The 25,699-nt window shown below is 74.5% G+C and carries 19 protein-coding genes and 1 tRNA gene; 10 read left to right on the forward strand and 10 right to left on the reverse strand.

Features of this window, described 5'->3' with window-relative positions:
* Entirely contained in the window at positions 1–834 is an 834-nt protein-coding gene (fdhD, locus tag ACIG36_RS10635) for a formate dehydrogenase accessory sulfurtransferase FdhD (RefSeq protein ID WP_399925185.1), read from the reverse strand.
* 155 nt (positions 835–989) lie between these two features.
* Between fdhD and ACIG36_RS10640 the strand changes: the two genes are divergently transcribed.
* From ACIG36_RS10640 to ACIG36_RS10655, 4 genes are all read left to right on the forward strand, one after another.
* Positions 990–1,074 (forward strand) — tRNA-Leu (locus tag ACIG36_RS10640).
* A gap of 68 nt (positions 1,075–1,142) precedes the next feature.
* On the forward strand, positions 1,143–2,612 hold the full coding sequence (locus ACIG36_RS10645) for an MFS transporter (protein ID WP_399925186.1): 1,470 nt from the start codon (positions 1,143–1,145) through the stop codon (positions 2,610–2,612).
* A gap of 193 nt (positions 2,613–2,805) precedes the next feature.
* Complete coding sequence (locus tag ACIG36_RS10650) at positions 2,806–4,341, forward strand: FAD-dependent oxidoreductase (protein WP_399925188.1); 1,536 nt, start codon at positions 2,806–2,808, stop codon at positions 4,339–4,341.
* Between the two features lie 85 nt (positions 4,342–4,426).
* Positions 4,427–6,001 (forward strand): FAD-dependent oxidoreductase, encoded by a 1,575-nt coding sequence (locus ACIG36_RS10655; RefSeq protein WP_399925190.1) that lies wholly within the window; start codon positions 4,427–4,429, stop codon positions 5,999–6,001.
* Positions 6,002–6,037: 36 nt separating this feature from the next.
* On the opposite strand, the gene ACIG36_RS10660 is transcribed toward ACIG36_RS10655, so the two are convergent.
* The 4 genes from ACIG36_RS10660 to ACIG36_RS10675 are packed head-to-tail and all read right to left on the reverse strand — an operon-like array spanning position 6,038 to position 13,829.
* Positions 6,038–7,237: a cytochrome P450 gene (locus ACIG36_RS10660; protein ID WP_399925192.1), complete on the reverse strand. Its 1,200-nt coding sequence runs from the start codon at positions 7,235–7,237 to the stop codon at positions 6,038–6,040.
* On the reverse strand, positions 7,234–8,823 hold the full coding sequence (locus ACIG36_RS10665) for an FAD-dependent monooxygenase (protein WP_399925194.1): 1,590 nt from the start codon (positions 8,821–8,823) through the stop codon (positions 7,234–7,236). The genes ACIG36_RS10660 and ACIG36_RS10665 overlap by 4 nt, the downstream gene beginning before the upstream one ends.
* A 9-nt stretch (positions 8,824–8,832) precedes the next feature.
* Positions 8,833–12,306 (reverse strand): ferritin-like domain-containing protein, encoded by a 3,474-nt coding sequence (locus ACIG36_RS10670; RefSeq protein ID WP_399925196.1) that lies wholly within the window; start codon positions 12,304–12,306, stop codon positions 8,833–8,835.
* Positions 12,306–13,829, reverse strand: coding sequence for a flavin monoamine oxidase family protein (locus tag ACIG36_RS10675; protein WP_399925198.1), 1,524 nt, complete (start codon positions 13,827–13,829; stop codon positions 12,306–12,308). Before ACIG36_RS10675 ends, ACIG36_RS10670 begins: the two co-directional genes overlap by 1 nt.
* Before the next feature lie 409 nt (positions 13,830–14,238).
* Here ACIG36_RS10675 and ACIG36_RS10680 point away from each other — a divergent pair, with 409 nt between their 5' ends.
* On the forward strand, positions 14,239–15,219 hold the full coding sequence (locus ACIG36_RS10680; protein WP_399925200.1) for a DMT family transporter: 981 nt from the start codon (positions 14,239–14,241) through the stop codon (positions 15,217–15,219).
* 105 nt (positions 15,220–15,324) lie between these two features.
* Positions 15,325–15,825: an inorganic diphosphatase gene (locus ACIG36_RS10685; RefSeq protein ID WP_399925202.1), complete on the forward strand. Its 501-nt coding sequence runs from the start codon at positions 15,325–15,327 to the stop codon at positions 15,823–15,825.
* A gap of 64 nt (positions 15,826–15,889) precedes the next feature.
* Here the strand turns inward: ACIG36_RS10685 and ACIG36_RS10690 are convergent, their stop codons facing one another.
* Positions 15,890–16,303 (reverse strand): SsgA family sporulation/cell division regulator, encoded by a 414-nt coding sequence (locus ACIG36_RS10690; RefSeq protein ID WP_399925204.1) that lies wholly within the window; start codon positions 16,301–16,303, stop codon positions 15,890–15,892.
* Positions 16,304–16,584: 281 nt separating this feature from the next.
* Between ACIG36_RS10690 and ACIG36_RS10695 the strand changes: the two genes are divergently transcribed.
* Positions 16,585–17,706, forward strand: a complete 1,122-nt coding sequence (locus tag ACIG36_RS10695; protein ID WP_399925206.1) for a WD40/YVTN/BNR-like repeat-containing protein — start codon at positions 16,585–16,587, stop codon at positions 17,704–17,706.
* Here the strand turns inward: ACIG36_RS10695 and ACIG36_RS10700 are convergent.
* Positions 17,682–17,981, reverse strand: a complete 300-nt coding sequence (locus ACIG36_RS10700) for a YciI family protein (RefSeq protein WP_399925207.1) — start codon at positions 17,979–17,981, stop codon at positions 17,682–17,684. The two genes, ACIG36_RS10695 and ACIG36_RS10700, sit on opposite strands and share 25 nt — an antisense overlap.
* 85 nt (positions 17,982–18,066) lie before the next feature.
* On the opposite strand from ACIG36_RS10700, the gene ACIG36_RS10705 reads away from it, so the two are divergent.
* Together ACIG36_RS10705 and ACIG36_RS10710 are read left to right on the forward strand one after the other, a co-directional pair.
* The gene (locus ACIG36_RS10705) at positions 18,067–18,768 is read left to right on the forward strand and encodes an endonuclease V (RefSeq protein WP_399925209.1); all 702 of its coding nucleotides are present in this window, start codon (positions 18,067–18,069) and stop codon (positions 18,766–18,768) included.
* 36 nt (positions 18,769–18,804) lie between these two features.
* Complete coding sequence (locus ACIG36_RS10710) at positions 18,805–19,740, forward strand: dihydrodipicolinate synthase family protein (protein ID WP_399925211.1); 936 nt, start codon at positions 18,805–18,807, stop codon at positions 19,738–19,740.
* A 13-nt stretch (positions 19,741–19,753) separates the two neighbouring features.
* Here the strand turns inward: ACIG36_RS10710 and ACIG36_RS10715 are convergent, their stop codons facing one another.
* Together ACIG36_RS10715 and ACIG36_RS10720 are read right to left on the reverse strand one after the other, a co-directional pair.
* Positions 19,754–21,391, reverse strand: a complete 1,638-nt coding sequence (locus ACIG36_RS10715) for an ABC-F family ATP-binding cassette domain-containing protein (protein ID WP_399925213.1) — start codon at positions 21,389–21,391, stop codon at positions 19,754–19,756.
* Between the two features lie 81 nt (positions 21,392–21,472).
* Positions 21,473–22,492, reverse strand: coding sequence for an oxidoreductase (locus ACIG36_RS10720; protein ID WP_399925215.1), 1,020 nt, complete (start codon positions 22,490–22,492; stop codon positions 21,473–21,475).
* 70 nt (positions 22,493–22,562) lie between these two features.
* Between ACIG36_RS10720 and ACIG36_RS10725 the strand changes: the two genes are divergently transcribed.
* Positions 22,563–23,513 carry an FAD-dependent oxidoreductase gene (locus tag ACIG36_RS10725; RefSeq protein ID WP_399925217.1) on the forward strand — a complete coding sequence of 317 codons (951 nt, stop codon included), beginning with the start codon at positions 22,563–22,565 and terminating at the stop codon, positions 23,511–23,513.
* 30 nt (positions 23,514–23,543) lie between these two features.
* On the opposite strand, the gene ACIG36_RS10730 is transcribed toward ACIG36_RS10725, so the two are convergent.
* On the reverse strand, positions 23,544–25,529 hold the full coding sequence (locus tag ACIG36_RS10730; RefSeq protein ID WP_399925219.1) for a Xaa-Pro dipeptidyl-peptidase: 1,986 nt from the start codon (positions 25,527–25,529) through the stop codon (positions 23,544–23,546).
* Positions 25,530–25,699: the final 170 nt, after the last annotated feature.

Here is a 25,699-nt window from a genome sequence, read left to right on the forward strand (position 1 = left end):
TCAGTCCAGGACGACGCGCCGCTCTCCCGCGTACACGTTCATCGACGCGCCCCGCAGGAAACCGATCAGCGTCATCCCTGTCTCCACGGCCAGGTCGACCGCCAGCGACGACGGCGCCGAGACCGCGGCCAGCACCGGGATCCCGGCCATCGCCGCCTTCTGGGCGAGCTCGAAGGACGCGCGGCCCGACACCAGCAGCACCGTGCCGGACAGCGGCAGCAGACCCTGCTGCAGCGCCCGGCCGACGATCTTGTCGACCGCGTTGTGCCGGCCCACGTCCTCACGCACGTCCAGCAGCTCGCCGTCCGGCGAGAACAGGGCCGCGCCGTGCAGGCCGCCGGTGCGGTCGAAGACCCGCTGCGCCTCGCGCAGCCGGCCGGGCAGCTCCGCGAGCAGGGCGGGCTTCAGCCGCAGGGGCGAGGGCCCGTCGGCGACGGGCCAGCGGGCGGTGGTGCGCACCGCCTCCAGGCTCGCCTTGCCGCACAGGCCGCAGGAGGAGGTGGTGTAGACGTTGCGTTCCAGGCTGACGTCCGGGACGGGCACGCCGGGCGCCAGGCGGACGTCGACGACGTTGTAGGTGTTCGAGCCGTCGTCGGTCGCACCCGCGCAGTAGACGATGTTGCCCAGCTCCCCGGCCTCGCCCAGCACACCCTCGCTGACCAGGAACCCGGCCGCGAGCGCGAAGTCGTCGCCGGGCGTGCGCATGGTGATGGCCAGCGGCTTGCCGTTGAGCCTGATCTCCAGTGGCTCCTCGGCCACCAGCGTGTCGGGCCGGGTGCCCACGGCCCCGTCCCGGATGCGGATGACGCGGCGGCGTTCGGTGACCCGTCCCATGGCGATCAGTCCCGGAGGTGAAGGCGGCAGTGTCGAGGGGAACGGTCTCACGCCGCCGGTGCGGGCGGTGACGCAGCCCTGGTCAAAGGCACTCCGAAACCTTGATAGAGTTATCCATGTCGCCGCGGGGAACACCTCGCGGAGACAGACACCTGGTCCGGGTGGCGGAATGGCAGACGCGCTAGCTTGAGGTGCTAGTGCCCTTTATCGGGCGTGGGGGTTCAAGTCCCCCCTCGGACACAACGAAAAACCCCAGCTGAGCTGGGGTTTTTCTGTGTGTGCCGAACTATTCAGAGATCCATTGAGGCATGAACGTTTCCCCCACCGATCGCGCCGACCGCGCTGCTGGTGACCTGTCCGCCGCCGACGCTCCGGGACGCCGTCCCGTCCGCGTGGCCGTGCTCGTCACCGCCCTCCTGGCGGCCTGCATCGCCTTCCAGCTCAACGCCAGCATGCTCAGCCCCGCGCTGAAGAGCATCGAGGACAGCCTCGGTGCCGACTCGGCCGAGATCGGGCTCACCCAGACCGCCTTCTTCACCTCGGCGGCGCTGTTCTCGCTGTTCCTGCCCCGGCTCGGTGACATCATCGGCCGGCGCAAGGTGCTGGTGGGCATGCTGGCCCTGATGGCGGTCGGCTGTGTCGTCGCCGCGCTCGCGACGAGCGTGCCCATGCTGTTCGCCGGCCGCGTCATCCAGGGCGTCTCCGGCCCGACCGTGCCGCTGTGCCTGATCATGCTGCGGGTCGAGATCACCGAGCCGAAGCGGTACGGCACCCTGCTGGGCGTGATCACCGCTGTCAACGGCGGCATCGCCGGCGTCGACTCGCTCGCCGGCGGGTTCCTCGCCGACAACCACGGCTTCGAGTCCGTCTTCTGGGTCATGGCCGTCGTGGCCGCCGTCGCCACCGTGCTCGTGGCCACCCTGACCCCCGAGACCAAGGTCCGCGCCGCGGACCGGATGGACTGGCCGGGCGTGGCTCTGCTCGTCGTCTCGGTCGGCTCGCTGCTCATCGCGCTCAACGAGGCCGGCAAGCTCGGCGCCGCCCGCTGGGGCATGGTCGCCGCCCTCACCGTGCTCTCCGCGGCCGCCTTCGCCCTGTTCTGGCGCACCGAGGACCGCAGTGCCCACCCGCTGGTCGCCACCCGGCACCTCAAGCAGCGCGGCACCTGGGCGACGCTGCTGACGACCGTGCTCACCATGACGGGCGTCTTCGCCGTGATGAACGGGCTCATCCCCGCCTTCGCCCAGGACGCGCAGGCCGGCCTCGGCATGTCCGCCGAGGAGTCGGCGTGGTGGACCCTGACGCCCTACGCCCTCGCCGGCCTGGCCATGGGCCCGGTCGCCGGGCGCCTGGCCGCCACGTTCGGCTACGGCCGCGTGCTGCGGCTGGGGCTCGTGGGCTCCGCCGCGTCCGTCGTCCTGATGATCCTCACCGTCCCGGCCCACTCGCGCGCCCTGCTGCTGGTGGCCTCGCTGCTGGTGGGCATCACCTACGCGGGCGTGGCGAACATCGTCCTCAACGGCCTGGGCATCGTGCTCTCCCCGAAGGAGAACCCGGGCTTCCTCCCCGGCCTGAACGCCGGAGCGTTCAACCTCGGCGCGGGCCTGAGCTTCGCCCTGCTGTACGCGGTCAAGACGGCGACCGCCCCGGCGGACGCGTCCTCGCACAGCGGCTACACCGCGGGCATGATCGCGGGCGTGGTCATCATGGCCGCGGCCCTGGCGACGTCCTTCCTGATCCCCAAGCCGGTGTCGGCGGAGGCACGGGCGCAGGACTGAGCCGTGCGCGCCGCCTGAGGCGGACACAGCAGCGGAGGACCCCGGCCCGGCCGGGGTCCTCCGCTGTTCCGCGTCCTCTGCGTCCTCCGCTTCCTTCGAAGTGGCGTGCGTATTTATCCCCCAAGTCCTGACGATCCGCCGCCTCCGAAGGCAAGGTGGAAGGGCATGAGCCGCACACGAGGGGGAGAGTGCAGTGAAGGACTTCCGGGACGACGTGGACGTCGTCGTCGTAGGCGCCGGGCCCACCGGCCTCGCGCTCGCCATCGGGTTACGGCAGTACGGCCTGGACGTGGCCGTCGTGGAGAAGGAGGCGCGCGGCAAGCGGGAGGCGCGGGCGGGGATCGTGTGGCAGCGGGCCCTGGAGGTGCTGGGGGACCTGGGCTGCGCCGAGGAGATGCTGGCCGAGGGGGTGCCGCTGCGGCGGGTGGAGGTCTTCGCCGAGGGCCGGCGGGTCGGCGCCATGCGGTTCGGGTGCGGCGGGACGGCGTTCCCCTACCCCCTGTCGATCGAGCAGGACGCCGTGGAGAGGCTGCTGGGGGAGCGGCTGGCGGCCGTGGGGGGCGTGGTGCGCTGGTCCACCGAGGCGCTGGCGGTGCGCACGCGCGACGACGGGGCCGAGGTCGACCTGCGGCTGCCGGACGGCGGTACGGCGACCGTGCGCTGCGGCTGGGTCGTCGGCTGCGAGGGGTCGCACAGCCTGGTGCGCCGGCAGCTCGGCATCCCCTTCGAGGGGGAGCGGCGGCCGAACCTGCAGTGCGTGCAGCTCAACGCCGAGGCCGACTGGAAGCACCCCTACCACCGTGACCGCAGCTACTTCTTCCTCGAGCGCGGGGCCTCGCTGGGCGTCTCGCCCCGGCCGGGCGGCGGCTACCGGTTCTTCTGCTTCCGCACCGACCCCGAGCCGGAGCTCCAGCGGCCGCCCGGCCTGGAGGAGATGCGGGAACTGGTGGCCCGCACCGCCCACGACCCCGGGGTGCGGCTGACGCCCACCGATCCGCCGTGGGCCAACCGGGCCCGCTTCCAGGACCGCCTCGCCCGGACGCTGCGCTCGGGCCGCGCGCTGCTCGCGGGGGACAGCGCGCACCTGTGGGCGCCCATCGGCGGGCACGGCCTCAACACCGGGCTGCGCGGTGCGCACAACCTCGCCTGGAAGCTGGCGTCCGTGCACCGCGGCTGGGCCGTCGACGCGCTGCTGGACACCTACGGCACCGAACAGCGGCTCACGGCGCAGAAGGTGATGCGGGAGATGCGCCACAACCTCCTCGAGCTGCCGCCGGATCCCCTGACGCTGCTGGGCATCCGGCTCGCCGGGCCCCGGCTGATGGGCAGTGAGCGCTTCGCGGAGCGCATCCGCACCACCCTCAGCGACCTGGCCATGGGGCACCGCGAGAGCGCCCTGTCGCAGGGCGGGGCGGGGGACCGGCTGGCGGATCCGCCGGTCACGGTGGCGGGGCGGCGGCGCCGGCTGCACGACCTGCTGGCGTACGGGCGCTGGACGCTGCTCGTGGCCCCCGGCGCCCGGCTCGACGACGACCGCCTGCGGGCCGCGGTGCACGGCTGCGCCATGCCGGTGGAGATCTTCCGGCCGCGGCTGGACCCCGGGATGGAGCGGCGGCTGCCCGGCCCGGCGCTGGTGCTCGTACGTCCCGACCGCCACACGGGGCTCAGTACCGACCGCGTCGAGGTGCTGGAGGCGTACATGCGCAGGTGGTTCGTACGAAATAGCTAATATCGGAGAATAGCCGCCTATTGAACCCCCGCCTCTTCATCCCGGACCATAAACATGGGGACGAGGGGGAAACCGGGGGGACATCATGAGCGACGACATCGGCCGGGACGTCCTGGTCATCGGAGGCGGCCCCACCGGGCTCGCGCTCGCCGTCGCGCTGCGCCAGTACGGGCTGGACGTGGCCGTCGTGGACAGGAAGCCCAGCACCCAGCGCGAGGTGCGGGCCAGCGTCATCTGGCAGCGGGCACTGGAGATCCTGCGCGACTTCGGGTGCGGGGAGCGCTTCGTCGAACACGGGCTGCCCCTGCGCGGGGCCGAGATGTACGTGCGGGGGCGCCGCATCGGCGGGCACGACAACACCATGCCGCACACGCCGTTCCCGCGGCCGCTGGGCATCGAACAGATCGCCATGGAGAGCCTGCTGGCCGAACGGCTCGGCGAACTGGGCACCGACGTCACCTGGGAGACCGAGGCGGTGGCCGTGCGGCCGGGCAGCGGCGGCGCCGAGGTGGACGTCCGGGGACCCGACGGCCGGCTGCGGACGATCGCCTGCCGCTGGGTCGTGGGCTGCGAGGGCGCCCACAGCCTGGTGCGCAAGACGCTGGACATCGCCTTCGAGGGCGAGCGCCGCGCCGACCTGCAGGCCCTGCAGATCAACGCCCTGCCCGAGTGGAAGTACCCCGTCACGCCCGACGTCACCTACTTCTTCCTCGAGCGCCGCGTCTGCCTCATCGCCTCGCCCCGGCCGGGCGGTGGCTACCGGTTCTTCAGCTTCTGCCAGGACCCCGACCCCGCGCGCGTGGAGCCGCCGTCCGCCGAGGAGATGCGGGAACTGGTGGCCAGGGCCGCGCACGACGCGGACACCCGCCTGACGCCGACGGAGCCGCAGTGGCTCAACCGCGCCCGCTTCCACGACCGCGTCGCCGCCTCGCTGCGCGAGGGGCCGGTCATGCTCGCGGGCGACAGCGCCCACATGTGGGCGCCGGTCGGGGGACGCGGACTGAACACCGGGTTCCGGGGCGCGCACAACCTCGCCTGGAAGCTGGCGTCCGTGCACCACGGGTGGGCCGTCGACGCGCTGCTCGACACCTACTCCACCGAACAGCGCCGCACCGCACACGAGATCATGCGCCAGATGCGGCGCAATCTGCTCGAGCTGCCGCCCGCCCCGCTCACGCTGACCGCCATGCGCCTGGTGGGGCCGGTGCTGCTGGGCAGCGAGCGGTTCAACCGGCGGGGGCGGGCGCTGCTCAGCGAGCTCCTCCGGCACCATCGCGCCAGCGAGCTGTCCACCGACCGGGCCGGGCGCGGTCCGCTGCGGGCGGGTGACCGGCTGCCCGACCTGCCGGTCACCGACTGCGGCGGGCGCCGCCGGGGCCTGCACGGGCTGCTGTCGTACGACCGGTGGACGCTGCTGGTCGTCCCCGGCCGGGCGGCGGGCAACGACCGGGAGGTCGGCCGGCTGAGCCGGCTGGTCGGCCGCTACTCCTTCCCCGCCGAGGTGTCCGTGCTGCGGGCCGGGCAGCGCGAGGGCAGGTCGCTGCCCGGGGGCGTGATGGTGCTGGTGCGGCCGGACGGGCACATCGGGCTGCGCGCCCGGGTGACCGACCACCGGGCGCTGGAGGAGTACCTGGGGAAGTGGTTCGTGCCCAAGGCCTGATCCCCGAGGCCTGACCCCCGCGCCCGGGGCCCCGGGTCAGGCCGTGCGCACCACCATCCGTGACGGCCCGTGGAAGACCAGGTCGTCGGCATAGCGCACCGGCTCGTCCGACAGGGCGAGCCGGGGCAGGCCGCGCAGCAGCTCCAGGAGACCGATCTCCGCCTCCGCGCGGGCCAGCGGGGCCCCCACGCAGTAGTGCACCCCCATGCCGAAGCCGGAGTGGCGGCGGGCGTCGCGGTGGATGTCGAGGCGGTCGGGGAAGGCGAAGTGCGCGGGATCGCGGTTGGCCGACCCCAGCACCAACGTCGTCCGGTCGCCCTTGGCGATCGCCCGTCCGCCGATCACGTCGTCCTCGTACGCCCACCGGCTGATCATCTGCACCGGTGAGTCGTAGCGCACCAGCTCCTCCACCGCGCCCGGCATCAGCTCCGGCCGGGCGCGCAGCTCGGCGAGCCGGGCGGGGTGGGCGAGCAGCGCGAGCAGGCCCTTGGCCACCAGGTTGGTGGTCGTCTCGTGGCCCGCCGTCAGGAGATGGATGCAGGTGCCCACCAAGGCGTCGTCGCCCAGCGGCAGTTGCTCCTCCGCCCGGAGCATCGCCCCGATCAGATCCGCGTCGTAGCGGCTCTGCCCCGCCCGGCGGCGCGCCAGTTCGGCCCGGAAGTACGCGTCGAGCTCGCGCGCCGCCGCGTCCGCCACCGCGAAGGCGTCGGCCCGGCGCGCCACGCGCGAGCTGGTGGCCTGCTGCAGGTCCACCGCCCGCTCGCGGAACCAGGGCCGGTCCTGGCCGCGCACGCCCAGCAGTTCGCTGATGACGAGGATGGGGAAGGGGGCGGCGAAGCGGTCCACCAGATCGGCCGTCGGCGTCGTGCGCAGCTCCGCGACCAGGCCGGACGCCAGCTGCCGGATGCGCGGCCGCAGGCCCTCCACGATGCGCGGAGTGAAGCTCTTGGCCACCAGCGCGCGCACGCGCGTGTGCTGCGGCGGGTCCATGAAGACCATCCAGTTGGCGGTCGTGCGCCGCAGGTGCGGGCACTGCTCGGGCAGCCGGGCGGGCAGCCCGCCGCGCCCGTAGGCCCGGCTGGTCAGCACCCGCGCCACGTCGTCGTGGCGGAAGAGCACCCACCCGTCGGCCGCGCGGTGCACCGGGTCCTGTTCCCGGTAGCGCCGGTAGAGCGGGTACGGGTCGGGGACGTGGACGTCCGCCGTGCGGAACGGGGGCAGGCCCGGGGCGCTCATCGCGCGCCCCGGACGGTGTCCGCCAGTTCCCCGGGGTCGGCCGGAGGCGCGGTGCCCCGCCAGGCGACGTGGCCGTCCGGGCGCACCAGGACGCACAGACCGCGACAGTGCTCCGGAGCCCGCTGTTCGTCCCAGTGCGTGGTCTCCAGCGGCACCCCCCGCCGGGCGAAGGCGGCCTCGAACTCCTTCAGCCCGGCCTCCTCCGCCTGCGTGCCGCACAGCAGGTGGAAGCCGGGCCCGAACAGGTCGAGCGTGGAGCGCCCCGGAGCCAGCCACGCGTGCGGCGCGCGGCCGCCGGGCAGGGCCGAGTCCCGCCAGTCGCCGGCCTGCCCGGCGCCGCCGGCGATCAGCGGCGAGTCGTACCGGTAGCCGAAGTGCACGTCCGGCGCCGCGAACTCGCGCCGTACCGGGCTGCGTTCCAGTGCCGCCGACAGTTCCGCGCGGGCCCGTGCGCCCTGCGGCGTGTCCTGCGTGATCTCCTCGGGCAGCTCGCGGCGCACGGTCCGCACCAGGTTGGCGTTGGCCTCCTCCAGGCTGCGCATGGCCACCGGGCGGCGCTCGGTGTCGTACGCGTCGAGCAGCCCCGGGCCCGCCCAGCCCGCCAGTTCGCCCGCCAGCTTCCAGCCGAGGTCGGCGGCGTCGACGATGCCGGTGTTCATGCCGAAGCCCCCGGAGGGCGACAGGGTGTGGGCGGCGTCGCCCGCGAGCAGCAGGCGCCCGTCGCGGTAGGTCTCGGCGACGCGGTGGGTGAGGTACCAGACGTTCTCGGAGACGATCGTCAGCGGGATGTCGAAGGCGATCGCCGAACGGACCAGGTCCAGCGCCTCCCCGTCCAGGACCTGGCTGCCGCCCGCAGTGAGCCGGTACAGCTCCCGGCCGTCCATCGAGCGCAGCGGGAAGCGCAGCGCACCGGGCTGCGTCAGGAAGTGGACCAGGGCGCCCCGGTCGCCCAGCAGTTCGCGCAGGCCCGGCGCCCGGAAGAGGATGTTGCGGTAGACCTGGGTGGCGTGCCGGGCCGGAGCCGCGATGCGGGCGGCCTTGCGCAGCGGCGAGGACGCGCCGTCGCAGGCCACCACGTAGCGCGCCCGGACCGTCAGCCGCGTCCCGTCGCCCAGGTCGGTCACCGTCACGGTCACCCCCTCGGCGTCCTGCCGCGCGCCCTCCGCGCGGCAGCGGCGCCGCAGCGGGCCGTCCGGGTGGACCCCCACCCGTCGCGCCAGCAGCGGCGACAGCCAGTGCTGGGGGCACACCTGCTCGGGCTCGGGCGTGTAGGGGAGCTCGGGGCGGGTGGCGGCCGTGCCGAAGTCCAGGCGGTGGATCTCGTGGCCGCCCAGCGCGGTCACCCAGGCGATGTCCAGCGGATGGTCCGCCGGCCAGCCCGCCGAGCGGATCTCGCCCGCGACGCCCCAGCGCCGGAACAGCTCCATCGACCGCGGTCCCACCGTGCCCACCTTCGGATGCGGAACGCTCCCGTCCGAGGCCTCCACCATCATGAAGTCGACGCCCCGGTAGCGCAGATCGAGAGCGAGCGCCATGCCGACCGGGCCCGCTCCCACGACCAGCACGTCGGTCTCGTAGTTCCTCATGCCCTCTCCTCACTCGGCCCGGCGGAAGAAGTCGGCGTAGAAGGCCATCATCTCGGCGACCTGACCGGGCACCGGCTCGCACTTGCGCGCCGCCGCCGACAGATGGTCGAAGCGCAGGGCCAGCGAGCGCCGCGCCACATCGGGGCGGGGCGTGAAGGCGGGCGGGGCGTCCAGCTCGAAGGTGGGGCCCGCCGTCCGGCCGCGCCGCCCCGACTCCATCGTCACCAGCAGCTCCGCCAGCGGGCGCATCATGCCGGTCATCACGTCGATCGAGGCGTTCATCAGCCGCGAGCGGCGCAGGCTCCCGTCCGGGCTCTCGCCGAAGTGCTGCGCCATCAGCTGCAGCATCAGGTGGTACGAGCGGTTGAACAGCCGCCCCACCGCCCGCGCTTCCGGATCGGTGATCGCGTCCTTCGCCCCGCCGCCCGCCCCCAGGGTCGGGTTGCGCAGCACCGGATAGGCCGGGCTCCACGGCACCAGCCGCCCGTACGGGCCCGGCACCCGCTCGCCGGCCAGCACCTCGCCGATCCGCAGGAAGCTGTGGAAGTGCGAGGAGTCCGAGGGGGCGGCGCCGCCCAGCACGCCGCCCTCGCCCTGCTCGGTGATGAAGTCCACGGCGAACAGGGCGCTCGAGAGGTCGTCGACCTCCAACTGGTAGTCGGGGTGCGCGGTGTTGACCGACTCCCGCATGAACAGGTGGTGCTCGCCGCCGCCGCGCCCCTTCTCCACCAGGAACACGTCCGGCACCCTGCGCAGCCCCTCCCGGATGCCCGCGTACAGCTCGCTCACCGAGCCCCAGGTGAAGCCGAGCGGCCGCACGGCGGCGCCGCGCGGGCCGCCGCCCTCCCGCCGCACCTCCGGGACCAGGCCGGCCGGCTGCTCGATGGCCACGTACCGCTGCACGCTGCCGGTGCTCAGCCCCTCCAGCGCGAAGTCCAGCGGCACCGGCAACTCCTCGCCGATCGTGGCGAAGTCGATCAGCGGGATGTGGAACGGCTCGCCCATCGCCGTGATGATGTTGTTGACCAGCAGGAAGTGGATCATCTCCTCGCGCGCCACGTTCAGCAGGACGCCCCGGATCCCGTCGTCGAGGGTCGCCCCGCCGTGGCCGCACGCGATCTCCAGCTGCTCCGCCGTCCACTGCCCCCGGCGCACGTACTCCCGGCCCGCGCCGTGCGTCGGCACGGAGAAGGCCGCGTACAGGTACTGCAGCATCACCGCCAGCTCCAGCGCCGCCGCCTGCTGCAGCACCCGGTACAGCTCGCCCCGGGTCGTGATCGCCGGCTCCCCGCCGAGCACGGCCGGGGCGGTGACCGGCGGGCGCGAGCGCGCCTGCTGGTTGCGCAGGTACGCCAGCAGCAGGCGCGCCTTGGGGTCGGTCAGGTCGCGCGTGGGCGGCATGTAGTACGTCTTCTCCTTGTTGCGCGGATCGCACATCTGCCACACCAGCTCCGCGTACGTCTCCACCTTGCAGCGGTCGGCGAGGCTGAAGACCTCCGAGCGCATGAAGGAGGAGACGTGCTCGTAGAAGGCGAAGACCTCCCGGTGCAGCAGCGCGAAGTCGACGTCGGAGCGGGGCACCCGGTCCAGGTGCCAGTCGTCGGGCAGCACGCGCACGGCCAGCCAGCCCGCGCCCGCCCAGAAGCCGAGCGCGTCCTCGTCGTCGTACGCCGCGCGGGCCGAGCCCGGCGCGGCGGGGTCCACCGGCGGTAGGTCCGCCGGGTCGGTGGCGAGCAGCACGCGGCAGGTGCCCGCCCGTTCGCCGCGCAGGGTCAGCAGGCCCCGCCCGTGCTCGTCGGTCGCCACCACGCAGTCCGCCGCGTACGGGCCCTCGTCGCGCATCCCGAGGACGACCGCGTCGCCGCAGCGGGCCGGGGCGGCCCCGGCGACCGGGTCGGCGGGCAGGGCGCGCGGGTTGAAGTACTGCCGGACGTGGATGCCTTCGACGCCCGCCGGGCGGCCGCGCACGAACGAGCGCAGCGGCACGCCCACCGCGTGGTCGCGGTCCCCCGCGCGGTCGCGGTGGTGCAGCACGAGCAGGGCGTCGTCGGTCTGGACGTGCGTCTCGCGCTCGGTCAGCAGCGCCACCCGCCCCTGGGCGCCGGGTGGGGTGCCCGTCAGGCACAGCGCCTCGTCCGCCGCGGCCTCCCAGCCCGGCTCGGCGGCCACCGTCACGATGCCCGACGTGGCGTCGGAGGGGTACGTTCCCGCCGGCACCCGCGCGATCAGCCTGCCGGAGCGGGCCGTCCGCAGCTCCAGGTCGCCGGCGTCCAGCGGCGGCCCGAGCCGGTGCAGCGGCCCCGGGCCCGCCTCGCGGGCCCGGGAGGTGACCGGCACGGCGGAGATCATGTCGAAGCAGGCCCGGTCCCGGGCCACCTCCACCGTCATGTGGTGCAGCGTGCCGTCCGCCCCCGAGGCCGGGACGAGCAGCCTGCCGGCCGGGTAGCTGCGCAGCTCCCCGGCGTGCCACGGCGCGATGGTGCCGCGCACCCGCCACTGGCCGGGGGCATTGGGGGCGGGCGGCGAGGCCATATTGTCCAGCGCGAACCGGACGACCAGCCCGTCGGCGCCGCCCTCCACGGCCTCGCGCAGCGCGCCGACGGCCGGCGACAGGTTGCTGTCGGGCAGCCAGCCCAGGGCGTGTCCGGTGGGTCGGTGCGGGTCCTGCGGCGTCTGGTGCTGGGGGCACCTCCCAGCGGTAGCTGGGGGAGGATCGCAAGGCGGAGCATCACCCGCGTACTGGGCGTACTCGGGTGATGCGACAACGCGGCGAGGTGCCGTGCCAGGCGTCGCAGGGCCCGTGCCGACCCACCGGACACGCCCTGGTCCCGCCGGGCCGCCCGGCGGGGTGACGACGAACTGGTGGACGGCGCAGTAGCCCAGCTGCCGGGCCAGGGCGTGCTCGCCGACGTCCAGGACGCGGCCGAAGTCCACCCAGCGCGGCGGCTGGAGGCCGTGGACGGCGCCGGTGAGCATATAGCCGTCGTCGTGCGAGCGCCCCAGCCGCCCGAAGCCGAACTGGCCGATCATCAGGGCCGTGGTCCACGCCGAGGCCGGGTCGAGGTCGAAGACGCGGGCGCGGTTGACGGTGGTGCGCAGGTACTCGTTGTAGTGGCCCCAGAAGTCCACGGCGCGGCCGACCACCGGGTCGGCGGTGTCGGGCGGGGCGTCGGGCCGGCTGCGCGGCCCCTCCACCGACACCACCTCGGCGGTGATCCAGAAGTGCCCGTTGCCGTCGAAGTTCCAGCCCTTGGCGGCGCTGAACTCCCCGTCCGGGCGGGCCCGTCCGGAGGCGTCGAAGTGCGGCCCGCGTCGCTGCAGCCAGTCGTGGTACTCGGTGGCGGGCCGCTCGGCGGGGAAGGGGCCGTCGTCGGTCAGCGCCCGGCCCGTGGCCAGGTCGACCAGCCCGCCTCGCGGGCCGGTCGGCGGCTTGGCCGTGGCGACGCCGGCGAAGTGCAGCCTCGGCAGATCGAACACGCTCATCACAGGGCTCCCGCGGGGTCGTGGCGGTCGGCGGCGGCCGCCGGGCGGTGGACCGGCTCGTAGCGCTCGACCGCTTCGACGGCCCGCAGGGCGGACTCGATCCCTCCCTCGATCCACGCGGACGCCGCCGAGCAGTGCTCGCCCGCGAAGAACAGCCGGCCCACGGGACGGAAGGCGCGGCGCAGTTCCTCCTCGCACACCGCCGCGCTCTTGCCCCAGCGGTAGGCACAACCGCCGCCGCTCCAGGGAACATTGCCCCAGGCGACGCTCGTCATGTCCAGCACCATGCCCGGAGTCATCAACTCCGGGTGCATGACGCTGAGTTCGTCCAGGACGAGACGGTGGCGGCGGCGGACGGACATCCGGCCGAGCCGGGCGGCCTCGTCACCGATCGTGTAGCTGGCCAGGAGGGCGGCCCCGCGCCCCGGATCGCCGTCGGGCACCGGATAGTACGTCTGGCGGACGCGCCCGCCGGTGAACGAGGCCCCGCCCCGGATGCCGCCCTCCCGCCAGAACGGCTCGCGGCAGTGGACGGCCACCTTGGTGGCGGGGCAGTACTCCACCTCCCGCAGGACGCTCAGCTTGTCGGCGTCCAGGCCGCGCAGCCGCATCCGGCGCACGGCGGGGAAGGGGGCGGTGCACACGACCAGGTCCGCGCGCCTGACCAGCGTGCGGCCGCCCGCGCGGACGGTGACCAGGACGTGCTCGTCGCGCACGTCGATGCCGGTGACCCGGTGGCCGAGGGCCACGGGGTCGCGCAGCCGGGCGGCCAGGGCGTGGGTGAGCCGGTCCATCCCGCCCCGCAGGCGCAGCAGGTCGGGGCTGGTCTCGGCGAGGATGTCGTCGAGGAAGCTGTTGAGCCGGGCGCTGCAGCCGGCCCGGATGCCCGGGTGCGCGGCGAACAGCGAGTGCAGGTCGACCCGGTCGCCGTCCGCCCCGCGCAGGTGCGGGCCCATCTCGACGCGGGCGACCAGCTCCAGCAGCCGGCCGCGCAGGTCCGCGCGCAGTGCCTCGCGCAGGTCGGGCGGGGCGATGGCGTCGACGATGGCCGTGAGCCAGGCGCCGAAGACGACCGTGCCGTCGTCGGCCCGCCCGGGGCGGTCCCGCTCCAGCTCCCGCCGGAAGTTCTCGCGCAGCGGGCGGGCCGCGTCCCGGATGCGCAGGAAGCCGTCGCCGGTCCGCAGGTAGGCGTTCTCCTCGGACAGGAGCGTGGTGAACGCGCGGAGTTCGCCCTCCAGTCCCATCCGGCGGACGTATTCCAGCGTGTTGTGGTGGTGGGCCGGAATGCGCATGGCGCCGAGTTCCACGGACGGTGCGCCGGGGCCGTCGCCGAACCGGTGGGTGTGGATGCGCCCGCCGATGCGGTTGTTGCCTTCCAGTACCTCGACCCGGCAGCCGAGCCGTTCCAGCTCGTACGCTGTGACGAGGCCGGATATCCCGGCCCCTATGACGGTGACGCGACGCCCGGCCTGTTCGATGTTTTCGAATGTGTGAGCATGCCAATCCTGCGGTGCGGCATCCATCGGTTTCCCCCCGTGACCTGCCCTGATGCCTGTTCAAGCCCTCATAGAGTTTTCATATGTTCGGGCTTGCGGCAATGGTAATTCAGGTCACCGGCATTCTGTCGGCGGCTTTTTCGGGAGCGTCGACAAAGGTTTAGACGGCATACGCAAAAATGCGCGCCAGGATCATTCGGATATCCCAGCCGGTAATGCGCCGGATAATGCCGGTGATGCTTGACGTCCGTCTCATGGTGCGCCCTGCCGCTCAGCCGCCACCCTGGCGTACTCCCTGAGGAGTAGGGAAAAGCCCGTACTCAAGTACGACGCCCGCGCCGCCCGCCGGAGGCATCGTGGAGGGTATGGATCACCAGGGGACGCAGATCGGGGAGACGACGGGCCGCCGGCCCCGTCCGGGCTGCGAGGGAGGGCCGTGAGCGCGTTCGCTACGGCAGTCGTACTGTGCCTGGTGTCCGCGGTCTGCTACGCGGGAGCGGCGATCGCGCAGGAGCGCGTCGCCGCCACGAGCGGACCCGGCCTCACCTACGCGCCCCTGCGCCGCGCGGGCTGGTGGGGGGCGGTGGCCCTCACCGCCCTGGGCGCCGGGCTGCACGTACTGGCGCTGGCCTTCGGCCCGCTGAGCCTGGTGCAGCCGCTGGGCGCCCTGACGATCGTCTTCGCGCTGCCGATGGCCGCGCTGTTCGCCCACCGCCCCGTGGGGCCGGCCGGCCGGCGCGGCGCGCTGCTGGCCACGGCCGGCCTGGCCGCACTGCTGAGCCTGACCGGGCCGCCGCGCGCCGAGTCCCTCGCCGCCGAGCGGCGGCCGCTGCTGGCGGCCGCGGTGCTGGGCTTCGTCGTGGTGGTGGCGCTCGTGGCGCGCCGGATGCGCCGGCCGGTCGTGCGGGGCGTGGTGCTGGCCACCGCCGCGGGCGCGGCCTTCGGCATGGCCTCGGTCTTCACCAAGGCCGTCACCGAGGACTGGACGTCGCACCGAGGCGTGACGGCCGTGCTGCCGGACCTGGGCGTGACGGCCCTGCTCGCCGCGGCCGGCCTGCTGCTGTCGCAGGCCTCCTACCGGGGCGCGGGCCTGGCCGCACCACTGGCCACGGTGACCGTCGTCAACCCCGTGGTGGCCGCGGCCGTCGGCGTCCTCGCGCTCGGCGAGGCCTTCCGCTTCGGGCCCGCCGGCGGGCTGCTCGCGGGCCTGGCCGGGCTGGTGGCCGCGGCCGGGGTGGTGACACTGACACTCCACGGCGGTGCGCGACCGGCGCGTGAGAGCCCGGCGGCGGCGCGGGTCGCGCCGGATGCCGGGGCCCGCGGCGGGACGTGCGCCGCGGGCGGCCCGCCGCCGCCCCGGACGGGGCCGGACGGCCGGTGTCTGGTTTCCACCCCTTCGGGGCCCACAGCGGAGTGAGGGACGGGGCGCACGGGGGACCGGGCTCCCGCCGACGCGCCATGGCGCGCGCGGGGCGCCAGGCCCCACCATGGTGATCCGCCGCCTCTTTCCGGAGGAGCCCCCATGGACTTCGACGTCGTCGTGGAGATCCCGCAAGGCAGCCGCAACAAATACGAGATGGACCACGAGACCGGGCGCATCCGGCTGGACCGGATGCTGTTCACCTCGACCCGCTACCCGGCCGACTACGGCTACATCGACGGCACCCTCGGCGCCGACGGGGAGCCGCTGGACGCCCTCGTGCTGGCCGGCGATCCCACCTTCCCCGGCATCGTCATCCGGTGCCGCGCGATCGGGCTCTTCCGGATGCGCGACGAACGGGGCAAGGACGACAAGGTGTTGTGCGTGCCCACCGGCGACCCCCGCCACGAGCACCTCAGGGACCTCAGACACCTGCCGGAGTTCGACCGGCTGGAGATCCAGCACTTCTTCGAGGTCTACAAGGAGCTCGAACCCGGCAAGACCGTCGAACACGCCCGCTGGGCAGGGCGCGACGCCGCCGAGACGGAGATCGTCGCCTCCCGGGTGCGCGCCGAGCGGGCGGGGGACGAGGCGCTCTGGTGAGCGGGGAGGCGCGGGGCCGGCCGCCGGAGACGGGGCGTGTCCGACGGGCCGGCCCCCTCCCCCCTCAGGCCTGACGCAGGAGCGCCGCCAGGTCGCCCTCCACGTCGAGGTGACCGCCCTCGCCGCCCACCGGCACCAGCGTGTACGTACGCGCCAGGAAGGAGCGCAGCTCCGGGGTGTCGATCTGCACCATGGCCACCCCCTCCGGCGCGTGGAACTCCAGGACCGTGCGGTGCGGGCCGCACGGCCACACCCGTACGTCGCCGCCGCCCGCCGAGCGCAGCAGGCCCCGCGCCAGCAGCTGCCGGGCGAAGGCCCACTCGACCTCCGCGCCGTCGAGCGAGGCCACCGGGGGGAAGGCGACCCGCACGGCGAAGGGGTCGGAGCGCTCGTACAGCAGACGCGCGGGAACCGTCCGCGAGGGCGGGGCCGACGTGATGATCCGTGCCTGGACAGCCTGTTCGATGACAGTGGACAACGCCAGCTCCCTTGCGGTTGTTTTCCGGGTGGTGCTCTTCCGTGCCGCTACGACTTCCTCGACTGGTGAGACGAGTGAACGATCGTCGTAGTGCACATGATTCGAGCGTGAGCTGTATCACTGCCCTTTTAAAAGAAGACATTTGCCTTCTACGTCAATGAACTTGAAGGAATGTCCGGAGGATGGGCGGAATCACGCGTCGCCCCCGCCCGCTGCCGCACCGGCAGCACCGCCCGTACCTCCGTGGACGCCCGTCCGGGCCTCCGCTAGCTTCCCCCCTCATGAAGCGGATGGGAAAGACGTTACGAACGCTGCTGGCGGGGGCCTGCGGGGCCGCCCTCGCCCTGGCCGGGACGGCACCGCAGGCGCACGCCGCGCCACCCCGCCCGCCCCGCCTCTCCTGGGAGGCCGGGGACAGCGGCACCGACGCCCGCTTCCGGGGCCTCGCGGCGGTCGGCCGCACCACGGCATGGCTGGCCGGCACCAAGGGAACCGTCCTGCTCACCCGGGACGGCGGCCGCACCTGGCGCGACGTCTCGCCCCCGGGCGCCGCCGGGCTGGAGTTCCGCGACGTCGAGGCGTTCGACGCACGCCACGCGGTCGTCCTGGCCATCGGCGAGGGCGAGGCCTCGAGGATCCTGCGCACGGACGACGGCGGCACCACCTGGACCGAGACCTTCCGCAACACCGACCCCAAGGCCTTCTACGACTGCGTCACCTTCTTCGACCGGCGCCACGGCATCGCGCTCGGCGACCCCGTCGACGGCAGGTTCCGCGTCCTGGCCACCGGCGACGGCGGCCGCAGCTGGCGGGTCCTGCCCGCCGCCGGTATGCCCGCCGCCCTGCCCGGCGAGGCCGCCTTCGCCGCCAGTGGCCAGTGCCTGGTCAGCGCGGGCCCCCGCGACGCCTGGATCGCCACCGGCGGCGCCACCACCTCCCGCGTGCTGCACTCCGCCGACCGCGGCCGCACCTGGACCGCCACCGGCACCCCCGTACCCGCGGGCGACCCGGCGCGCGGCGTGTTCGCCCTCGCCTTCCGCGACCGCGCGCACGGGCTGGCCGTCGGCGGCAACTACCGCGCCGGAGCGCCGTCCCCGCACGCGGCGGCCGTCACCGGTGACAGCGGCGCCCACTGGACGGAGGCTGCCCGGCCGCCGGCCGCCTACCGCTCCGGCGTCGCCTGGCTGCCGCACAGCCGCACCACCGCCCTGGCCGTCGGCCCCACCGGCAGCGACGTCAGCACGGACGGCGGCCGCCACTGGCACCGCTTCGACACCGGCTCCTACGACACCGTCGACTGCGCCCCCGGAGCCTGCTGGGCGGCCGGGGAGAAGGGACGCGTCGCCCGCCTCGCCACGGGGCCGGGCTCACCGCACGCTCAGGACGGCAGCTCCTGGCGGTAGGGCTCCATCGCCGCGGAGGTCTTGGTCGGGACGAACTCCGTGATCGTGTACTCGCACACCCCCGCCACCGTGAACGGGTCGCTCTGCGCGATCTCCTCGATCTTCTTCCGGTCGTCGCCGAGGGCCAGGATGATCCCGCCGTCCCGCGGCACCTTGCGGCCGGAGGCGATGAAGACACCGGACGCGTAGTGCGCGTCCAGCCAGGCCACATGCTCGGCCAGGGCCGCGTCGATGCGCTCGATGGGGGCGATGTAGGTCAGCTCCAGTACAAACATGATCGACAGGCTACGCCGCCGTCCCCGCGCCCGGCGGCGCCCGGCCACGGGCGCGGCGGGCGTGTCCCGTAGCCTGGGCGCCACCATGACCGACGCACCGCACACCCCGCCGCCCGACTGGCCCGCCACCGAGGCGGAAGCGACCGCCGTCCAGAACGAGTTGCGGGGCCGGGTGGTCCTGGACGAGCCCGGCCCCGCCCCGGGCACGCCCCTGGTGGCCGTCGGCGTGGACGTCGCCTACGACGACGAGCGCGACGTCGTCGCCGCGGCCGCCGTCGCCCTCGACACCACGACGCTCGAGGTCGTCGCCGAGGCGACGGCTGTCGGCCGGGTCGCCTTCCCCTACGTCCCCGGCCTGCTGGCGTTCCGCGAGATACCCACCGTCCTCGCCGCTCTGGAGCGGCTGGCCGTCACCCCGGACCTCGTCGTCTGCGACGGCTACGGGCTCGCCCACCCCCGCCGCTTCGGCCTGGCCAGCCACCTCGGGGTGCTCACCGGACTGCCCACCATCGGTGTCGCCAAGAACCCCTTCACCTTCTGCTACGAGGCGCCCGGCCCGCACCGCGGCGACACCTCGCCCCTGCTGGACGGCGAGGAGGAGGTGGGCCGCGCGCTGCGCACCCAGGAGGGCGTCAAGCCGGTGTTCGTCTCCGTCGGCCACCGGACCGGCCTCGACCAGGCGTGCGAGCACACGCTGCGGCTGGCCCCGCGCTTCCGGCTGCCGGAGACCACACGGGCGGCGGACGGGCTGTGCCGGCGGGCGCTGGCGAGCAGCACGCGCCCTTGACACCTCCCCGGGCGTACGCCAGATTCGGCGACTGTGATGCCGTTGCCCGTACCGCTGTCCGGCGTCGTCCCCCCGCTCTGCACGCCCCTCACCGCCGACGGTGAGGTCGACACCCGCTCGCTGGCCTCCCTCGTCGAGCACGTCCTGGCGGCCGGGGCGCACGCCGTCTTCGTCCTCGGCACCAGCGGGGAGAGCGCCTACCTGAACAACGCACAGCGGTGCGCCGCCCTGGCGGCCGCCCTGGAGGCCGTCGACGGCCGGGTGCCGGTCCTGGCCGGGGTCATCGACATGACCGCGCCCCGCGTCCTGGACCACGCCCGCGCGGCCGCCGCGATGGGCGCCGACGCGCTCGTGGTCACCGCGCCCTTCTGCACCGGCACGCACCCGGCCGAGGTCGCCGACCACTTCCGGCGCGTCCGCGCCGGTGCCGGGCTGCCGGTGCTCGCCTACGACAACCCCGCCACCGTGCACAGCAGGATCGCGGCGCCGACCCTGCTCGAGCTCGCCCGGGACGGTACCCTCGCCGGCCTCAAGGACAGCACCGGCGACCTGGGCGGGCTGCGGCGCCTGCTCGTCGCGCTGCGCGAGCAAGGGCTCGCGGACGGGTTCGCGGTCCTGACCGGCTCCGAGCTGACGGTCGACGCCGCCCTGCTGGCGGGCGCCCACGGCGTCGTCCCCGGGCTGGGCAACGTGGACCCGGCCGGCTACGTACGGCTCTACGAGCACGCCCGCGCGGGCCGCTGGGCCGAGGCGGCCGCCGAACAGGACCGGCTGACACGGTTGTTCGCCCTGGTGGACGCGGGGGACACCACGCTGATGAGCGGCACCGCCGCGGCCCTGGGCGGGTTCAAGGCGGCGCTGCACGCCCTCGGCGTCATCGACTGCGCCGCGACCGCCGCACCCCAACGGCCCCTGCCCGACGAGGCGGTGGTCCGGGTGCGGCGGCTGCTGGCCGAGGGCGGGCTGCTGTAGCTCCGGAGGGGGCTCAGCGCTCGGTGAGCCGGCCCTCCGCCACCTCGATGCGCCGCGTCGTCGAGACCGACTCGAGCATCCGGCGGTCGTGCGTGACCAGCAGCAGCGTCCCGTTGTACGACGCCAGCGCCGACTCCAGCTGCTCGATGGCCGGCAGGTCGAGGTGGTTGGTCGGCTCGTCCAGCACCAGCAGGTTCACCCCGCGCGCCTGCAGCAGCGCGAGCGCCGCCCGGGTGCGCTCGCCGGGCGAGAGCGTGACGGCCGGGCGCAGCACATGGGCCGCCTTGAGGCCGAACTTGGCCAGCAGCGTGCGCACATCGGCCGGCGGCAGATCCGGAACGGCCGCGCCGAACGCCTCCAGCAGCGCCTCGCCGCCGAAGAACAGCGCCCGCGCCTGGTCCACCTCGCCGACGACCACGCCCGGCCCCAGCGACGCGCTGCCCTCTGCCAGCGGCAGCCGGCCCAGCAGGGCGGCGAGCAGGGTGGACTTGCCGGAGCCGTTGGCGCCGGTGACGGCGACCCGGTCCGCCCAGTCGATCTGCAGGTCGGCCGGGCCGAACGTGAACGCGCCGCGTCGCACGACCGCCCCGCGCAGGGTCGCCACGACCGCGCCCGAGCGGGGCGCGGCGGCGATCTCCATGCGCAGCTCCCACTCCTTGCGGGGCTCCTCGACGACGTCCAGCCGCTCGATGAGGCGCTCGGTCTGGCGGGCCTTGGCCGCCTGCTTCTCGGTCGACTCGGTGCGGAACTTGCGGCCGATCTTGTCGTTGTCGGTGGCCTTGCGACGGGCGTTCTTGACGCCCTTCTCCATCCAGTTGCGCTGGGTGCGGGCGCGGGCCTCGAGGGAGGCGCGGGTGTCGGCGTACTCCTCGTACGCCTCGCGGGCGTGCCGCCGTGCGGTCTCCCGCTCCTCCAGGTACGCGGCGTAGCCGCCGCCGTAGAGGTTGACCCGCTGCTGGGCGAGGTCGAGCTCGAGGACCTTGTCCACGGTGCGGGCCAGGAACTCGCGGTCGTGGCTGACCAGTACCGTTCCGGCGCGCAGCCCGGTGACGAACTCCTCCAGGCGGGCCAGCCCGTCCAGGTCGAGGTCGTTGGTCGGCTCGTCCAGCAGGAAGACGTCGTAGCGGCTGAGCAGCAGCGAGGCGAGGCCGGCGCGGGCGGCCTGGCCGCCGGAGAGGGCGGTCATGGGCCGGTCCAGGCCGACGGTCAGGCCGAGCGAGCCGACGACCTCCTCCGCGCGCTCGTCGAGGTCGGCGCCGCCGAGGTCCAGCCAGCGCTCGAGGGCGACGGCGTAGGCGTCGTCGGCGCCCGGGGCGCCGTCGACCAGGGCCTGGGTGGCGGCGTCGAGGGCGGTCTGCGCGGCGGCGACGCCGGTGCGGCGGGCGAGGAAGGCCCCCACCGTCTCGCCCTCGCGCCGCTCGGGCTCCTGCGGCAGGTGGCCGACGGTCGCCGTGGGCGGGCTGAGCCGCAGCGTGCCCTCCTCGGGCGTGGCGAGGCCGGCGAGCATCCGGAGCAGGGTGGACTTGCCCGCGCCGTTGGCTCCGACGAGACCGATCACCTCGCCGGGCGCGACGACGAGGTCGAGCCCGGAGAAGAGGGTGCGGTCGCCGTGCCCGGCGGCGAGATCCTTGGCGACGAGGGTGGCACTCATGAGACCACCGACTCTAGCCGGTGCCCCACGCCCGTCCGAACCGGTTTTCCACCCGCCCGCCGCCCCTCCGCCGGCCGCCGCTCATGCGCACACGCGCGTGACCAGCACATGCCCGTAGGTGCGCGCCACGACGAACGCCACCCGCGGCCCCAGCGGCACCCGGTGCGAGCCCGGCTCGAGCCGCCCGTCGAACAGCTCGAGCACCCGGGTCCCGCGCAGCCGACCCGCCCGGTAGCCCGTCACCCGCACCCGGCACGCGGTGGCCGTCTCCACCCGGGCCTCGCCGGGGACCGCGCTCAGCCCGGTCAGCCGCCGCTCACCGCCGGGCGGGTGCTGCAGCGCCTGCTCCAGCCGCGCGACCAGCACAGCGGCGACCGGCGCCGGCGCCTCGACGAACGCGGCCGTGCCGCCCGCCGCCGCGAACGCCGCCCGGACCGCCGCCCGCTCCTCCTCGCCCACCGTGCGGTCGAACGCCACCGCCGCGTACGTGCGTAGCTCGTCCGCGTGAGCGCCCGCCGCGTCGCGGGTGATGTCGGCGCCGATGCCGGTCGCCCGCAGCCCGGCCGCGGCACGGGCGAGCAGGGGGACGCGCGGGCCGACGAGCAGCACCCGCCGGGCGTCCGGCGGCGGGCCCGCGGCCAGCAGCTCGCCGAGTGCGGCCCGGTACTCGCCGGCCCGGAAGCGGAAGGGCCCGATGCCCGGGTAGCCGTCGCGGGCGGCATCCATGGGCTCGTCGGTCTGCCAGGCGAAGTCCCGCCAGAGGAAGTCCTCGCCGTCGCGCTCGACGACGGCGGTGACCACCCCGCACTCCAGCCGGGCGCACTGGGGGCAGGCGTAGAGCACGTAACGCCCGCCCTCCAGCGGCGGATCGCCGTCCCCGTCCTCCAGCAGCAGCGCCCGCGCGTGCGAGGTGAACGGCGAGGGGGCGAGGTCGGAGGCGAGCGGCGAGACGCCGTCCGCCTCGGCCAGCCGCGACAGCAGGGGTCTGCCGTCCACGACGAAGTCCCGGAGCTCCTGGCGCACTTGGCAGGCGCCGCCGGGCGGATCGGGTTCGGCGCGGGGCGCCGGTGCCAGGGCGAAGGACGCGTACTCCACTGCCATGAACGCTCTATTCCCCCCTGTGCGCGGCTTCCAGCCCGGCGCCCTCGATTTCGCCTGTACCGTCACCCCCATGGCAAGCGATGTGATCGTGGTCGGCGCCGGGGTCATCGGCCTGACCAGCGCGGTCGTGCTGGCGGAACGCGGGCGCGGCGTCAAGGTGTTGACGCGCTCGCCCTCCTCGGAGACCACGTCGGCGATGGCCGGCGGGCTGTGGTGGCCCTACCGGATACAGCCTCAGGAGGCCGCCGGGCGCTGGGCGTTGCGGTCGCTGACCGTGATGGCCGGGCTGGCGGGGCAGCCCGAGACGGGGGTGCGCATGGCCGCCGGCACGCACGCGGGCACCAGCCCCGCCGAGCTGGGGCCGTGGTCGGCGCGGGTACCGGGGCTGCGGGCGGCGCGGGACGAGGAGCTGCCCCGCGGCTACGACCGCGGGGTGCGCGGCCGCCTGCCGCTGCTCGACATGACCGCGCATCTCGCCTATCTGCAGCGGCGGCTGGCGGCGGCGGGCGGCACCGTCACCGTCCGCGCGGTGCGCTCGCTGGCCGAGGCGGGCCAGGGGGCCGCGGCGGTGGTCAACTGCACGGGCCTGGGCGCCCGCGATCTCGTCCCCGACGCCTCGGTCCACCCCGTGCGCGGCCAGCTGGTCGTGGTCGAGAACCCGGGGATCGACGAGTGGTTCACCGCCGTCGACGACCACAAGGGCGACACCGTCTACGTCTTCCCCCAGCCCTACGGCGTGGTGCTGGGCGGCACCGCCCGCGAGCACGTGTGGGACCGCACGCCCTCGCCGTGCGCCGCGCAGGCCATCATCAGCCGCTGTTCCCGCGTCTTCCCCCGGCTCGGCCGGGCGAGGGTGCTCGGACACCGCGTGGGGCTGCGCCCGGCGCGACCGCGCGTGCGGCTGGAGGCCGAGCGGCTGCCGGGCGGCACCCGCCTGGTGCACAACTACGGCCACGGGGGCGCCGGCATCACGGTCTCCTGGGGCTGCGCCCTGGAGGCCGCCGACCTCCTGGAGAGGTAGGGGGGTGTCCGATGGACACCCCCCTGACGGTCAGCGCAGCAGCCGCCCCGGGGAGGGGGCGCGCAGCCCCGGCAGAGGCGCCGTGGGGCGCTCGTAGGCGGGGTCGGCGCCCCGGGTGGCGCGGACGAAGGCCGCGAAGCCGCCGACGAGCGGCAGGCTCGCCTGGCTGGCGCGCAGGTCGACCGTCAACCGGGGTGTGGTGGAGGCCGGTTCGATCAGGCGCGCGTCGGTGCCGGCGACGATCAGGGCCAGGCGGTGGCCCGCCGGGACGACGTGGTCGGCGGCGGCCAGGTCGAGGGTGATGGTGTAGGGGCGGCCCGGGGTGAGCGGTTCGCCGTGGGACAGGCCGGCGTGGTGGCCCAGGTCGGCCCACCCGCGGCTGAAGACCGTGTGGCGCACGTCCGCCGGGTCGGCCGCGGTGCGCTTGAAGCAGCCGGTGTCACCGGAGGTTCCGGCGCCCCAGCAGTCGCGGTCGGCGAGAGTGGTGATGCCCTCGCCGCTCGCCGCGTAGTTCCGGATCGTCGCCGGGCCGAGGTCGACCAGGACGGCCGACAGGTGGGCGGAGGCGGTGGAGGGGGTGACGGTCAGCCGCACCGTCGAGGAGCCCGACAGCCGCAGGTCGCGCGTCAGCGGCGGCGTGGTGAACCCGGCCTTGGCCGGCGTGCTCTCGTCGATCCGGGCCGCCCAGTCGCCCTCGCCCAGCCGCGGGTCGTCGGTGAACCGTTCGACGGCTCCCGGCGGCGCGGGCGCCAGGCCCAGCGTGCCCACGCCCGGCGTCCGGCCGGGGGCGGGGCGCAGCGTGGTGGCGGCGGTGGCACGGGGCGGCCAGACGCGGTCGGTCGACCACTGGCCGGGGGCGCGCTCGACGTCGGCCATCGGCTCGCGCTCGACGCCGTTGTCGTAGCCCAGCAGGTAGTGGTCGAACCAGCGGTGCAGCGTGGCCACCCAGGCCTCGCGGCGGAAGTCGAAGGGGTCCACGTGCCCGGCCTGGGAGAGCCAGACCTTGCGCTCCACGCCCTGCTCGGCGAGCGCGTCCCACCACTGCCCGAAGTGCTTGGTGCGGACGTTGAGGTCCTGCATGCCGTGGACGGCCAGCACGCTCGCGCGGACCTTGTGGGCGTCCTTGAGGTAGTCGCGCTCGCTCCACAGCGGTGTCCAGTCGCCGTTGCGCGGCGCCCCCTCGACGAGCCTGCGCTGGACGTCCTGGCAGCGGCCGCGCGCCTCGGGGCTCCCGACGCGGTCGGCGAGCCCGTCGGGGCCGCTGCCGAAGAGGGCGGCGCCCTTGGCGAAGTAGTAGTCGTACCAGGAGCTGATGGCGCCGATGGGCACGATCGTCCGCAGGCCCGGGACGCCGGTGGCGGCGACGCCGTTGGCGACGGTGCCGTCGTAGCTCTTGCCGATCATTCCCACGGCCCCGGTGGACCAGTCGGCCCTGGCGGCGGCCCGTCCGGTGCGCGAGGCGTAGCCGCGGGCGCGGCCGCCCAGCCAGTCGACGACGGCCTTGGCGGACTGGATGTCGGAGCGTCCGCCGACATCGACGCAGCCATCGGAACGGTTGGTTCCGGCGAGGTCGACCAGCGCGACGGCATAGCCGCGCGGTACGAAGAAGTTGTCGTAGTACAAGGGGAATTGAACCGGTCTCCCCTGGGCGTCGTACGTCTTGCGCTGGCTCTCGTTGCCGCGCCCGCAGCAGGAGTAGTAGGGGCTCGCGTCCATGATCACCGGCACCTTGCGGCCCTGCTCGGCGGCCTCGCGGGGGCGGATGATGTCCACGGCCACCCGGTCGGTGCGGCCGTCGCCGTCGCCGTCAACCCGGGTGTCCACCCAAACGGATTCACGTACGGCACGGTCGTAGGAGTACACCGGTCTGCTCTCGTCCGGCGCTTTCACGCCGTTCGCGGCGGGTCCGGCGGCCGCGGCGAGCGGGGCCGGGAGGAGAACGGAGATCAGGGCGATCAGGGCCGCCAGTAAGGGCGTTGTCCAGGGGATGCGGGTGTTCCGCGTGTGTATCGGCACGGCCGGACGGTAGCGCGGGTGACTGCTGGGCAGAAGGGGGTGGACGGGGTGGCCGGGAGCCTCGCATGTCGGCAGCGTGTCGATCACATGTCGGAACGCACCATGGACATGGCCCTTCCATCGATGAGTACATAGGCTCCGATTGATCGTTCGCCCCCTAAGAGTTGGAG

The sequence above is a fragment of the Streptomyces sp. NPDC053048 genome (assembly GCF_044547045.1).
GTDB lineage: Bacteria > Actinomycetota > Actinomycetes > Streptomycetales > Streptomycetaceae > Streptomyces.

Coding starts and splice junctions, on each gene's coding strand:
- ACIG36_RS10715 (WP_399925213.1), bottom strand. CDS start 21,391: ATGAGTGCCACCCTCGTCGCCAAGGATCTCGCCGCCGGGCACGGCGAC.
- ACIG36_RS10660 (WP_399925192.1), bottom strand. CDS start 7,237: ATGAGCGCCCCGGGCCTGCCCCCGTTCCGCACGGCGGACGTCCACGTC.
- ACIG36_RS10720 (WP_399925215.1), bottom strand. CDS start 22,492: ATGGCAGTGGAGTACGCGTCCTTCGCCCTGGCACCGGCGCCCCGCGCC.
- fdhD (WP_399925185.1), bottom strand. CDS start 834: ATGGGACGGGTCACCGAACGCCGCCGCGTCATCCGCATCCGGGACGGG.
- ACIG36_RS10705 (WP_399925209.1), top strand. CDS start 18,067: ATGACCGACGCACCGCACACCCCGCCGCCCGACTGGCCCGCCACCGAG.
- ACIG36_RS10670 (WP_399925196.1), bottom strand. CDS start 12,306: ATGAGCGTGTTCGATCTGCCGAGGCTGCACTTCGCCGGCGTCGCCACG.
- ACIG36_RS10645 (WP_399925186.1), top strand. CDS start 1,143: ATGAACGTTTCCCCCACCGATCGCGCCGACCGCGCTGCTGGTGACCTG.
- ACIG36_RS10710 (WP_399925211.1), top strand. CDS start 18,805: ATGCCGTTGCCCGTACCGCTGTCCGGCGTCGTCCCCCCGCTCTGCACG.
- ACIG36_RS10665 (WP_399925194.1), bottom strand. CDS start 8,823: ATGAGGAACTACGAGACCGACGTGCTGGTCGTGGGAGCGGGCCCGGTC.
- ACIG36_RS10700 (WP_399925207.1), bottom strand. CDS start 17,981: ATGTTTGTACTGGAGCTGACCTACATCGCCCCCATCGAGCGCATCGAC.
- ACIG36_RS10695 (WP_399925206.1), top strand. CDS start 16,585: ATGAAGCGGATGGGAAAGACGTTACGAACGCTGCTGGCGGGGGCCTGC.
- ACIG36_RS10675 (WP_399925198.1), bottom strand. CDS start 13,829: ATGGATGCCGCACCGCAGGATTGGCATGCTCACACATTCGAAAACATC.
- ACIG36_RS10655 (WP_399925190.1), top strand. CDS start 4,427: ATGAGCGACGACATCGGCCGGGACGTCCTGGTCATCGGAGGCGGCCCC.
- ACIG36_RS10725 (WP_399925217.1), top strand. CDS start 22,563: ATGGCAAGCGATGTGATCGTGGTCGGCGCCGGGGTCATCGGCCTGACC.
- ACIG36_RS10685 (WP_399925202.1), top strand. CDS start 15,325: ATGGACTTCGACGTCGTCGTGGAGATCCCGCAAGGCAGCCGCAACAAA.